At 38.3% G+C, this 12834-nt stretch carries 9 protein-coding genes; 8 read left to right on the top strand and 1 reads right to left on the bottom strand.

Annotated features, from left to right (window positions below; genetic code table 11):
• Positions 1-144 precede the first annotated feature (144 nt).
• From bsdcttw_RS14650 to aspS, 4 genes are all read left to right on the top strand, one after another.
• Positions 145-2910, top strand: coding sequence for a DNA translocase FtsK (locus bsdcttw_RS14650; protein ID WP_225903670.1), 2766 nt, complete (start codon positions 145-147; stop codon positions 2908-2910).
• A gap of 21 nt (positions 2911-2931) precedes the next feature.
• Positions 2932-3837 (top strand): ATP-grasp domain-containing protein, encoded by a 906-nt coding sequence (locus bsdcttw_RS14645; RefSeq protein WP_185255593.1) that lies wholly within the window; start codon positions 2932-2934, stop codon positions 3835-3837.
• Between the two features lie 321 nt (positions 3838-4158).
• Entirely contained in the window at positions 4159-4329 is a 171-nt protein-coding gene (locus bsdcttw_RS14640) for a hypothetical protein (RefSeq protein ID WP_185255592.1), read from the top strand.
• A 33-nt stretch (positions 4330-4362) separates the two neighbouring features.
• Positions 4363-5679 (top strand): aspartate--tRNA(Asn) ligase, encoded by a 1317-nt coding sequence (gene aspS, locus bsdcttw_RS14635; protein ID WP_185255591.1) that lies wholly within the window; start codon positions 4363-4365, stop codon positions 5677-5679.
• A 135-nt stretch (positions 5680-5814) separates the two neighbouring features.
• Here aspS and bsdcttw_RS14630 read toward each other — a convergent pair whose 3' ends face one another.
• Positions 5815-6483, bottom strand: a complete 669-nt coding sequence (locus bsdcttw_RS14630) for an HAD family hydrolase (protein ID WP_185255590.1) — start codon at positions 6481-6483, stop codon at positions 5815-5817.
• Between the two features lie 172 nt (positions 6484-6655).
• Between bsdcttw_RS14630 and bsdcttw_RS14625 the strand changes: the two genes are divergently transcribed.
• The 4 genes from bsdcttw_RS14625 (at position 6656) to bsdcttw_RS14610 (ending at position 12829) form a co-directional block, all read left to right on the top strand.
• On the top strand, positions 6656-8326 hold the full coding sequence (locus bsdcttw_RS14625) for a formate--tetrahydrofolate ligase (RefSeq protein ID WP_185255589.1): 1671 nt from the start codon (positions 6656-6658) through the stop codon (positions 8324-8326).
• A gap of 325 nt (positions 8327-8651) precedes the next feature.
• On the top strand, positions 8652-9239 hold the full coding sequence (locus bsdcttw_RS14620; RefSeq protein WP_185255588.1) for a superoxide dismutase: 588 nt from the start codon (positions 8652-8654) through the stop codon (positions 9237-9239).
• Between the two features lie 522 nt (positions 9240-9761).
• Positions 9762-10685: an NUDIX hydrolase gene (locus bsdcttw_RS14615; RefSeq protein ID WP_185255587.1), complete on the top strand. Its 924-nt coding sequence runs from the start codon at positions 9762-9764 to the stop codon at positions 10683-10685.
• Between the two features lie 44 nt (positions 10686-10729).
• Complete coding sequence (locus tag bsdcttw_RS14610; protein ID WP_185255586.1) at positions 10730-12829, top strand: class I SAM-dependent methyltransferase; 2100 nt, start codon at positions 10730-10732, stop codon at positions 12827-12829.
• Positions 12830-12834: the final 5 nt, after the last annotated feature.

The raw sequence follows: 12834 nt of genomic DNA, 5'->3' as shown, positions 1-12834 counted from the left end.
AAGATAGGAAATGCTATTGTCCTACATTTTCTTTCAGGAAATAATTTGTAAATGAAGGCATTTTTAATGGCTGTCAAAAGATCAGGAAAGCAGCAGACAGCTGCACAGTTCCGGGTCTATTTTTAAGTTAGGGAGGGTTTGGGTTTGGCTGCCGTAAAAGGAAAAAATAATAGTTCTGCCAGAAAAAGGACAAGTACTGCAAAAGGGCAAAATGGCAGAAAGAGTGTACATAGAGGAAAAAGAAAAGCTGCGAAAAAGGATAATATGTTCAGGGATGAGGTTACATTGGTTACCAGCCTTGTAGTTTCGCTGCTGCTGATACTTAGTAATTTTAATTTAAGCGGAATAGTTGGGAAATGGATTAATAGCTTTACATTTGGCATGGTGGGTTTCCTTGCCTTTTTGCTGCCTTTCTTTCTGTTTTTTTCGGTTGCATTTGGGATTGCAAACAGAGGTAATAAGACGGCTTACGTCAAGATTATTACAGCGGCATTAAGCGGAGTTGTTCTGGCTGCAATAATACAATTAATTCAGACCGGATTCCCGAAAGGCACAAGGCTTATCGATGTCTATTTGACATCTGCGGATAAAAGAAATGGCGGAGGACTTATTGGTGGTTTATTACTCAGTTTGATTAAACCTTTATTTGGGTTGGTTGGCAGTTATGTTGTACTGTTTGGAATAATGGCGGTACTAATCGTTCTCTTTACGGGTAAATCTCTGTTCAAACCTCTTGGGCAAAAGAGCGAAGCAGCACTTCTTCAAATGAAGGAATTGAAGCGAATAAGACAGGAGGAAGCCTTCGAACAGTCCGATGAGGAAGAGGTTTTACCCAAAAGAAAAGCAAGAATCATTTCCTTTCAAAAGAATAAAGACCAGAGTGAAAATGGCGTAGATACGAAAGAGACTGTAGTAGAAAACCAAAATACAGAAGATACTGCAGCAGGAAAAAGAGGAAAAGCTTCGAAAAAGAAGAAAGACGGGGGTAAGGCAGCTGTAGAAATGCAGGAAATAACCCCAGCTATAAAGGAAGATTTTCCAATCCAGGAAGCCGACATGGGATTTGTTTTGCAGGAAGCCAGAGCTTCAGAACCAGAATTTATGAAAGCAGAAGATATCTCGGTCATGCCTTTTACTGACGGTATGTTTGCGGATGTAAATAATAGCACCTCGGCTTTTGACATAAATACTCAGCCGGAGAGCCAGAATGGCTTAAAAGAGGACGAAGAACAGCCCGAGAATGCATTCAATATGGATAATATGATACAAATAGATAGAGCCGAGAACTTTAAGGTGGAAAATACGGCAGAAGAAAATGGCGTATTTTATGAAGAAGAGCCAAAGGATATCCATGTAAAACAACAGCCAGAGAAGAAGGACAAAGAAGATGGTGGGGAAGATATAGCCAGTGAGATGAATCTTAACCAACAGGCTCCGATAAAGGAATATGTATTCCCACCATTAGATCTTTTAGCAAAACCAAAGGGGAATGTAAAAGGTGTTTCTGAACGGGATTTAAAAGAAACAGCTCTCAAACTCCAGAAGACCCTGGAAAGCTTTGGGGTTGGTGTTACGGTAACCAATGTAAGCTGCGGGCCGTCTGTAACCAGATATGAACTCCTGCCGGAGCAAGGCGTTAAAGTAAGCAGAATAACCGGTCTTGCCGATGATATCAAGCTTAATCTGGCAGCAGCGGATATTCGTATTGAAGCTCCTATCCCTGGAAAAGCAGCGGTAGGAATCGAAGTTCCTAATAAGGATAACGCAACAGTGTTGTTTCGTGAACTCATAGACAGCAAGGAATTTAAAGGACATGCATCAGATATTGCTTTTGCTGTAGGAAAAGATATTGGCGGACAAACGATTGTTACTGATATTGCAAAGATGCCCCATCTTCTTATAGCAGGAGCTACCGGTTCCGGTAAATCCGTATGTATAAACACTTTAATAATGAGTATTTTATATAAAGCAAATCCATCAGATGTAAAAATGATTATGGTAGATCCAAAAGTAGTTGAGTTAAGTGTATACAATGGGATTCCCCATCTGTTGATACCGGTTGTAACCGACCCTAAGAAAGCATCTGCAGCGCTTAACTGGGCTGTCATGGAGATGACGGAACGTTATAAGAAATTCGCAGATTTAGGGGTGAGAGATGTAAAGGGTTATAACGATAAGGTAGCAACTGTGGCAGAATATCAGGATGAACGATATCAGAAATTACCTCAAATTGTTATTATAGTAGACGAGCTTGCTGACCTTATGATGGTAGCACCCGGAGAAGTTGAGGATGCTATTTGCCGTTTGGCTCAAATGGCTCGTGCAGCAGGGCTTCACCTTATAATTGCAACCCAAAGACCATCTGTTAATGTTATTACCGGTCTGATTAAGGCAAACATTCCTTCCAGAATTGCTTTTTCTGTATCTTCGGCTATTGATTCCAGGACAATTATTGACGGATCTGGCGCAGAGAAGCTGCTTGGTAAAGGGGATATGTTATTCTTTCCTTCCGGTTATCCAAAGCCCGTACGTGTTCAAGGAGCATTTATCTCAGATAAGGAAGTAAGCGAAGTTGTACGTTTCCTTGCAGAAACCAATAACGGAGCAGAATATAGTGAAGAAGTAGCCGGTAAGATTGCAAATGCCCAATCGGGAGAGAGTAGTTCAGCAAGTGGCGGAGGCAGCGAACGTGATGATTATTTTATAGAAGCCGGTAAGTTTATTATAGATAAGGATAAAGCCTCTATCGGAATGCTGCAACGAGTATATAAAATCGGCTTTAACAGAGCTGCAAGAATTATGGACCAGCTGGCAGAGGCCGGTGTGGTGGGGCCGGAAGAAGGCACGAAACCAAGAAAGATATTAATGTCTTTGGAAGAGTTTGAACAATATGTGGACGAATATTATTAATAAGACTTGGAGATGAAATGAATGAATTATAAAAAAGGACTGATTTTAGTAAATGCATTTTCTAAACTAAAGTCTGCCATGCATCAACCGGTTCGTTTAAAGGATGAATTAAAAGTGCTGGGTATAGAGTGTGATATAAAACCCTGCAGCATTGAAACAGCAATGATAATCTCCGGCAGCAGTACTTCCTTTCTTAAGGATTATGATTTTATAATATATTTGGATAAGGATAAATATACTTCAGCACTTCTTGAAAAAACAGGTAAGCGGCTGTTTAACTCACATGAAGCGATTCTTACCTGTGATGATAAGATGATGACACATATAGCACTATCAGATAAAGGGATTAAAATGCCCGATACTATTCCGGGATTACTTTGCTATAATAAAGATGCGTCTTTACAGGAGGTAATGAAGAGAATTGAAATGATTGAGCAAAGACTTGGTTATCCGTGTATTATAAAGGAATGCTATGGTTCGCTTGGATCAGGAGTGTTCAGAGCAGAAAACCGGGATGAATTATTATTAAACATGGAAAAAGTAAAATGTAAAGAGCATTTGTTTCAAAAAATGATAAACTCCAGTGAGGGAAAAGATGCAAGAGTAATTGTTATCGGTGGCAAAGTAGCTTGCAGTATGAAGCGGATATCAGATACGGATTTTCGGTCCAATATAGAATTGGGAGGAAGGGCGGAAGTGTTTGACTTACCACCGTCTTTTAAAGAAATTTCTGAGAAAGTAGCAGACATCTTGAAACTGGATTATTGCGGCATTGATCTGTTATTTGGAGAATCTGGGGAACCGGTTGTATGTGAGGTGAATTCCAATGCCTTTTTTGGGGGGATGGAAAGTGTTACCGGTTTTAATGTTGCAGGAGCTTATGCGAGACACATAAAGGAAATTATTTATGAAACAAAAGTTTGTTAGTGAACTTGGTCCCGGGCTGATTTGCAAAATCACATAAACCGGTATAAAGTTCACTTTGACAAATTGAATGCTTTATGGTAAGATATCAAAAATAATTTATTATCACTAAGATGAGGTAGAATTATGAATCCTTTTAAGCCTTCCTTCATGAATAGGGACGATGATAGGCGGCGCTTATAGCTATGGAGAACCATAGGTATAAGCGCTTATTTGGCTTGTACCTATGGAGGCAGGATTCTTATATCATCAGAACAAAAAGCCACCTGGGTATTGTATTTTAATATAATATCCGGGTGGTTTTTTGCTTAAGGGGGTGATAATATGCAGCATACAGATTATGCTGGAAAAGATATGGCGCGTGAAATATTGAGAATTGTATTAATAAACGACTGGGAAATTCTCAGTCCTATCCTGCAGCCGTTTAAATGGCAGGGCTGTAAATTTGAAAACATTAGTGTGAAAATGAAAGAACAATTATCACTTTTAATCTGAATATACGCTAAAGCGCATCCTATGGAGGTTTGTATGAATAATATTGTTGGTAAAACGATAGAAGTAATAGAAGAAAAAGAATTAAGAGAAAAATTAGGCAGTATTGCGGAATTTACCGGAGCGGTTTATAAGATAAGAAAAATGAGCGGTTTTTCATTTGTAATAATCAGAACGGCAAGAAATCTTATTCAATGTGTTTTGGATACCAGTAAATGTTCTTATGAAGAACTTTGTGAAAATGCCTGTGTACGAATTAAGGGAATGGTACGAAAAGAAGAAAGGGCTCGTGCAGGCTTTGAGATTGATATACTTGAGGTAGAGATTCTCTCCCAGCCGGCAGCTGAATCGCCGGTAGTTATCAATAACAAAGAGGTAAAAGCATCACTTGAAACAAAACTGGATTACCGTCCTGTTACTCTTAGAAATCATAAAGAAAGAGCGGTATTTAAAATACAGGAAGGATTTATAAATGGAGCAAGAGAATTTCTAAGGAATCAGAAATTCACAGAGATACACACACCAAAGATTGTATTTGCAGGAGTGGAAGGAGGTGCGAACATGTTCAGCCTTGAGTATTTCGGAAAAGAAGCCTATCTTGCCCAAAGTCCTCAAGCCTTTAAACAAATGATGGTAGGTGTTTATGACAGAGTATTTGAAGTCGGTGCTGTTTACCGAGCGGAAAAGCATGATACAGCAAGGCACCTCAATGAATATATGGGATTGGATCTGGAAATGGGCTATATCAACAGTTTCTATGACATTATGGAGACAGAAACTGCAATGCTTCAGTATTCAATGGCGTATCTTAAGGATAATTACAAAGAGGAACTGGAACTGCTTTCGGTATCACTTCCTGTTGTAGAAGAAATTCCTGCCATATCCTTTCAAGAAGCAAAAGAATGGATACAAAAGGAGTTTAACAGAGAAATAGCAGACTTCTATGATTTTGAGCCGGAAGAAGAACGACTGCTATGCCAGTTAGTAAAAGAGAAAACCGGCAGTGAATTTATCTTTGTTACTCATTATCCAACGGCTAAGAGACCTTTCTATGCTATGGAAGAGGAAAATAATAAGGAAGTAACCAAAAGCTTTGACTTGTTGTTTCGAGGAATAGAGGTTACTACAGGGGGACAGCGTATTCATGATTATCATGCACAGGTCGAAAAGATGGTGGCAAGAGGCATGAACCCTGAGGCATTTGAAAGTTATTTAATGCTTCATAAGTATGGGATTGCTCCCCATGGAGGACTAGGAATGGGAGTGGAGAGATTCACTATGAGCCTGTTGGGTAAGAATAATGTCAGGGAAGCAGCGCTGTTTCCCAGAGATATGAATCGGTTAGTGCCCTAATATAAAAAAATTATTCTGCTCTCATTTGTGGGAAACACCAAGGGACATGACCAAGAACTGTCCCTTGGATTGTATTTCTTATTAATGCAGTATTTCTTATTAATACAGTATTTTTGGGTATTTTCTACGCTGAAATTAGTGCTTTTTAATGATATCATCAGATGCTAATACAGGAAGAAGTTCCGTGGGATTATCAATTACCATATCAGCACCTGCACTTTCTAAAAAGGCTCTGCCGCGAAATCCCCAGGCAACACCGATACAGGGTAAGCCTGCATTGTGTGCGGTATGCACATCCACATCGGAATCACCTACAAAGACAGTATTACCGAGATCGGAACCTAGTTCCTGAACTGCTGAATATACGCAATCCGGTGCAGGTTTTGTAGGAACTCCTGTCCGGTTACCTACAGCCACAGTTACATAATCAGAAAAATAAAGGTGACATAAATCCTTAACAGCACTGTCATATTTATTGGAAACGACACCTACTTTATATCCTTTATCCTTAAGTTCTTTTAGTAATGTCATGATACCCTCATAGGGTCTAGTCTTTTCGTTTACGTGTGTGGAATAATATTCTTTATTAAACTGAAGGCAGGTGTTTATCAGTTCTTCGGAGGTGCCCTCCGGTACCGCACGCTTTATCAGCATAGCAACTCCATTACCGACAAACTGCCTGACCTCATCAAGGGTTCTCTCCGGATAATTCATTTTTCGTAAAGCATGATTTACACCGTCTGCAATATCCTCTAAGGTATTAAGCAGCGTTCCGTCCAGATCAAATAATATTGTGTCATTCATTGGTTTTCCTCCTTAGTTGGATCTAGAAATTATTATAACCCTAGTTCAGCGATTTGGTCAAAATAAATAATATTAATAAAAGTAATCTGTAATTATAATGAATGAAGTACTATCTTTCTTACAGGAAATTGGTATATAATAGATACAAAAGCTAACAGGAGGCTATGATAGGATGTTAACGGATATAGAGATTGCAAGAAAAGCATCAATGAAACATATCAGAGAGGTTGCTAAACTGCTTGATATTTCGGATGATGATTTGGATTATTATGGTAAATACAAAGCAAAGCTTTCAGATGAATTGTGGGATAAGGTAAAGGATAAGAAAGACGGTAAGTTAATATTAGTAACAGCAATTAATCCCACACCGGCAGGAGAAGGAAAAACAACGACCACCGTTGGTCTTGGACAAGCACTGGCTTTAAGAGAGAAAAAAGCTGTTATTGCCTTAAGAGAGCCTTCCCTTGGGCCTTGTTTTGGTGTGAAGGGCGGTGCATCTGGCGGCGGATATTCACAGGTAGTTCCTATGGAGGATTTAAACCTTCATTTTACCGGAGATTTTCATGCGATTACTTCCGCAAATAATCTTTTGGCAGCAATGCTCGATAATCATATTCATCAGGGAAATCAGCTGAATATTGATACGAACCAGATTGTGTGGAAGAGATGCCTTGATATGAATGACCGTGCACTGCGTAATATTGTCATTGGTCTTGGCAAAAAAATAGACGGAGTGGTAAGAGAAGATCATTTTATCATAACCGTTGCTTCAGAAATTATGGCAATTCTCTGTCTTGCAGATGATATGGAAGACTTAAAAGCAAGACTGTCCAGAATAATAGTAGCTTATTCTTATGATGGAAAACCAGTTACAGCACAAGATCTAAAGGCAGTAGGCTCTATGGCAGCCCTTTTAAAAGATGCTATAAAACCGAATCTGATTCAGACTCTTGAGAATACTCCTGCTATTGTACATGGTGGTCCTTTTGCAAATATTGCCCATGGCTGTAACAGTGTAAGAGCAACGAAAACAGCCTTGAAGCTGGCGGATATTGTAGTTACGGAAGCCGGCTTTGGAGCTGACCTCGGAGCTGAGAAATTCTTTGATATCAAGTGTGTCAGCGCAGGTTTAAAACCTGATGGAGTTGTTCTGGTAGCAACTGTGCGGGCCTTAAAATATAACGGTGGTATGCCAAAGAAGGAACTTGGACAAGCTGATCTATCAGCACTTAAGAAGGGAATCGTTAATCTGGAAAAGCATATAGAGAATCTCCAGAAATTTCAGGTTCCGGTAGTCGTAACGCTGAACCGTTTTTCTTCGGATACCGAAGAAGAGCTTCAGTTTGTAAAGGAGTTCTGTGAAGAAAGAGGCTGTGAGTTTGCCATTTCCGAGGTTTGGGAGAAGGGTGGCGAAGGCGGTCTTGCCTTAGCGGATAAAGTAATTGAAATGCTTGATACAAAGAGAAGTAACTTTGCTCCCCTTTATCCCCTTTCACTCTCCTTAAAAGAGAAAATTGAGACAGTGGCAAAGGATATTTATGGAGCTGTTTCTGTTACTTATGATTCACAGGCTGAGAAGACACTGAGGAAAATAGAAGAGATGGGCTATGGCCAGGTTCCGGTTTGCATGGCTAAAAATCAGTATTCTCTTTCTGATGACCCTGCAAAGCTTGGAAGACCTGAAGGGTTTAATATCAATATCAGAGAAGTTTATTTATCGGCAGGTGCAGGTTTTGTAGTTGCAATAACAGGTACCGTTGTTACCATGCCTGGACTTCCTTTGGTACCGGCTGCTGAGCAGATAGATGTAAATGAAGATGGTAATATTATAGGATTATTTTAAAATAAGAAAATGCAGTAGTTTGTTAATTGAATAGTAACAGCAGAAATGAGACTGCTCAGGCTTGTTGGAATAAAAGCTGATTTATAGACTTTTGTATCTTCAAAAACACCTGACAGTCTCTTTTTGTTAGGGTACAACATTCTGAACTATAAGATAATATTCTCCAGAACTTACAATCAATTGAGGTATCAAAAAGCTTGATTAGAAGAATAGGAAGTATCTTTTCATGAAGTTTATCTAAAATAAATAATATAATACTAATTGAAATTTTTCTGCGTATATTTAAGTAATGGAATAATATGTAGTAGGAATAATGGAGGATGGAATGAAATTCGTAAAGTTAAACTTTGAATATTCGGATGATGTTACAGTAATTAACCAGGAACAATTTGACGTACATATGCGGCTATATGAAGGATACATTAACAAGATGAACGAGATCGATGCTCTTTTAAAAGATAACACAGGTGTAAAAGAGGCCAATGCGACATATAGTGAATTCAGAGGTATTAAACGAGGAGAGACATATGCCCTAAACGGTGTAATTCTTCATGAATTATATTTTGAAAATATAGGGTCTACGAATAATACACCAAGCACGATGATAACCCAGATGCTATCCAGAGACTACGGAAGTTTTGATAACTGGAAAGATCAATTTGTTGCTACAGCCAAAGCCAGCAGAGGCTGGGCAATCCTTTGCTATGATCCTAGGTCTGATTCCTTCCGCAATGACAGTCTGGATACTCATGACGATGGGTATATGGCAATGTCAATACCGCTTCTGGTTCTGGATATGTACGAACACGCTTATTTCTTGCAATATGCTGATAATAAAGCAGAATATATCGATCGGTTTATGGATAATATCGACTGGCAGGTAGTTGGAGAGAGAATGTCAATGTTACAGTAAAATATATGGATTTCTGGAGCTCTATAGGGTAAAAGCTATAGGGCTTCTTATATGAGAGAGGAATCTTTTCGTCAGCTGGACATCAACGATGGACATAAAACAGTATTTTAAAGATATGAGACAGTTGACAAAAGAAGGAATATAAGACATAATGATATTATCAAATTGATAATATCAAGTAAGAAATATCAAAATATTAATTTCAATAAGAAATATCAAGTATTATTATCAAGTAAGAAATATCAAATAAGAAATATCAAATAAGAAATATCAAATAAAAAATATCAAATAAAAAATATCAAATAAGAAATATCAAGGTAAATATTAAGTAAACTACATCAAAGTATTAATTTCAAATAAGCAAGAAAATGATAACGTGTAAACAATATCTAGATAATTAATATCCAGTAAACAATATCATATATAACTACTTCGTAATTAAGGCAGATAGGTTTAAAAGTTTTTTAAAGTGTAATATACAAGTTTCAAGTAAAATGAAAATCTTCAGTGAGGTCAAGAAAGATGGAAAAGGAGAACCGGATACAATTCGATATAAAAGATAAGAATGGGTTGACGGAAGCTGAATTTTTAAAGGGCTATAACCCGGCAAAGTATGACAGACCGTCTGTTACGGTTGATATGTTAATCTTTACAGTAAGAGAGAGGGAAGAACAAAATTACAGAAAGCTCACAGAGAAAAAATTAAGTATTCTCCTGATTAAGAGAGGCGAGCATCCTTACTTAGGAAAATGGGCGCTTCCAGGCGGTTTTGTTAAGATGGAGGAAGATCTTGAGGAAGCAGCCAGGCGTGAATTAGCCGAAGAGACCGGTTTAACAGGTATCTATATGGAACAGCTATACACCTGGGGGGACACCGGGAGAGATCCAAGAACTAGGGTTATAAGTACATCTTATATGGCTTTAACAGATAGCCGTTACCTGTCACCCAGAGGAATGGATGATGCTTCGGATGCAGCATGGTTTGATGTGAAATTGAAGCAGATAGATGAGGAAAGAAGAGATACAGAGAATGGTACAATACTGGTGCAAAAGTTGAAATTATCTCTTACCAGTAATAAGGAAAACCTAACGGCTGAGTTCGAGATATCAAATAACTTAATGCGGGGAATGAGTATAACAGAGCGAAGGATTACCAAGTCAGAGGGTATTGCCTTTGACCATGGTAAGATAATCGCCTATGCACTGGAAAGACTTCGCAGTAAGATTATGTATACGGATATTGTTTTTCACCTTATGCCGGAACTATTTACTCTTACGGAGCTGCAGCAGGTCTATGAAACTATCCTTGATAAGGAACTTTTAAAAGCCAATTTCAGAAGAAAGATTACTGCTATGGTAGAAGAAACAGAGCAATACAGGACAGATGCCGGCCACAGGCCGTCAAAGTTATATCGAGTCCATTCTGAAAACAATATAGTTAATTAGAAAGCTACGGGTATATGCATATTTATTTAGAAAAGGAGCAGATGATGAAAGACAGTAGAAATCTATACTCACTGGAATGTATTGAGCGATTTAGAAAAGGGAACAAACAGGTCTTAAAAGAAGAAAAATGGCTTATGTACCTGTCAGTAACATCACAGGAAAATATCAATATGGAACGGCTTCATTCCATGGAAGAGAAAAAAAGCAGTTATTTACTGGATTATGTGGAACGAACCCTTCGGGTTCTGGAGCAAAAGGGAATGAAAGAAAATATCCCATCAGATATCATCTCTCTGGTGGAAGAGACGCTAATATGGTCAGAGGTTGCCAAGGGCGGAACGGATTATCAAAGAAAAAAGTGGCTTGAGTCAGGAATCAACTTATATGTTCACAATATAGGCTCAGCGGATATATACCAAAAAAACGTAATTACCTCAAATGAGCGAAAGCATATTGTAACTGTGTTGATCAGTACTCACGGATTAATTGGGCAGTATATCAGAGGAGAAGTATCGCTGTCTGGAAACGTAGCGCTGACAGAACTTATCAGAGAAGGAACTTTAACCAAAGAAAAGCTTGCTGCTACTTTGGAACTTCTCAACTACTGCATTGTTTCAGGGGTTGATGCTAATTTGTGGGAGAAGATACAACCGGAGTTGAAATCGGTGATTTCATATATAGTAAATAATGACCTGCTAAAGGACTATGATTTAAGAGAAAGGTTAAGACGTCTTAGGAAGAGTTCCATTGAGCATGGGGAAGATTTTGAGGCATTATATGAAAAATTAGTTATAAAGAATAATATAAAAGAAAAACTGGAAGAACTTTTATACCAAAAAGAACTATGGTTTGTAGAAAGTGCTCTTTATGATTTTTCCTTTGAAGAATTCATAAAGATATTTTTGATAATCGGAAACCAGATTGCAGAAACAGAAGCAGTAAGACATATCAGTTTTGAACCTCTTATGAAAGATATTTATTACCAGCACGAAGGACGTAAACGAATTAATATTTATAAAAAGCGCATTATTGAGAGTTATCTTTCTGCTATGTCATTTGAAGATATTTTAGGAGGCACATTCGGAACCAGTCTTCATGTATCTCAGCATATTAGTTTATTTGGCGAACCCCGCAGTACGCTTTTCTTTCACTTCGCATATTCACCTGCCGGCGAAAAACTGATAGATTTTTGTGTGGAAGCAGAAAAAGCAGATGTACTATATGAAAGTGCGATTGTTCTACTGTTTGACCTGTTTCAGTTAAGGAAAGACAAATATGATAGATTCTATGAGGAAGAAACTTATCTAAAAACTATGAATCAGAGTATTGATTATAAAAAAATCATTCTGGATTACATAAAAGGGGAGAAAGTAATTGACATTGGCCCCGGCGGTGGTGCTCTTATGGATCTTATTGAAGAAAATGCACCGGAGAAGAGGGTTACCGGTATTGATATTGCACAGAATGTTTTGGATAATCTGAAGCGAAAGAAACAGATAGAGAATAAACAATGGGAAGTTATGTATGGAGATGCCTTAAACTTAAGCTCTTATCTGCCGGAAAACAGTATTGACACCATTATCTTTTGTTCCATTTTGCATGAACTCTTTTCCTATATCGAATTCGAAGGCAGTAAATTTAATTATAATACCTTGGCAGCAGCTTTCCAAAGTGCCTTTGATGTATTAAAACCCGGCGGGAGAATCATAATCCGGGATGGTATTATGACAGAAGAGAAGGAAGAAAAACGAATTATTCGGTTCTTATCCCATGATGGGATGGAGTTCCTGAAAAGATATACCTCGGACTTTAAGGGACGGGAAATCCAATATGATATGGTTGGACAGAATGAAGTAATACTTCCGGTAAATGATGCCATGGAATTCTTATATACCTATACCTGGGGAGAGAAGTCCTATGTACATGAAGTGAATGAACAGTTCGGGTATTTTACGCCGGAAGGATTTCGCCGATTTATCAGTAAGGTTCTGGGGGAGAAAGCTGAAATTATTGTATTGGAGCATTTTCTCCAGGAAGGGTATACCTTAGCTTTATCCCAAAAAATTGAATTTTTTGATGAAAGAAGAAAGCCTGTAAGGCTTCCGGACAGTACTTGTCTGGTGGTTATAGAAAAGAAAGAATAAACATA

It is taken from the genome of Anaerocolumna chitinilytica (assembly GCF_014218355.1).
GTDB classification, from domain to species: domain Bacteria; phylum Bacillota; class Clostridia; order Lachnospirales; family Lachnospiraceae; genus Anaerocolumna; species Anaerocolumna chitinilytica.
The sequence above is the reverse complement of the archived record's forward strand: the minus strand, read 5'-3'. Positions and strand labels throughout refer to the sequence as shown.

What these genes read in the sequence shown, in the direction of transcription:
- bsdcttw_RS14645 (WP_185255593.1), top strand. Translation starts at nt 2,932, where the DNA reads ATGAATTATAAAAAAGGACTGATTTTAGTAAATGCATTTTCTAAACTA.
- bsdcttw_RS14640 (WP_185255592.1), top strand. Translation starts at nt 4,159, where the DNA reads ATGCAGCATACAGATTATGCTGGAAAAGATATGGCGCGTGAAATATTG.
- aspS (WP_185255591.1), top strand. Translation starts at nt 4,363, where the DNA reads ATGAATAATATTGTTGGTAAAACGATAGAAGTAATAGAAGAAAAAGAA.
- bsdcttw_RS14630 (WP_185255590.1), bottom strand. Translation starts at nt 6,483, where the DNA reads ATGAATGACACAATATTATTTGATCTGGACGGAACGCTGCTTAATACC.
- bsdcttw_RS14625 (WP_185255589.1), top strand. Translation starts at nt 6,656, where the DNA reads ATGTTAACGGATATAGAGATTGCAAGAAAAGCATCAATGAAACATATC.
- bsdcttw_RS14620 (WP_185255588.1), top strand. Translation starts at nt 8,652, where the DNA reads ATGAAATTCGTAAAGTTAAACTTTGAATATTCGGATGATGTTACAGTA.
- bsdcttw_RS14615 (WP_185255587.1), top strand. Translation starts at nt 9,762, where the DNA reads ATGGAAAAGGAGAACCGGATACAATTCGATATAAAAGATAAGAATGGG.
- bsdcttw_RS14610 (WP_185255586.1), top strand. Translation starts at nt 10,730, where the DNA reads ATGAAAGACAGTAGAAATCTATACTCACTGGAATGTATTGAGCGATTT.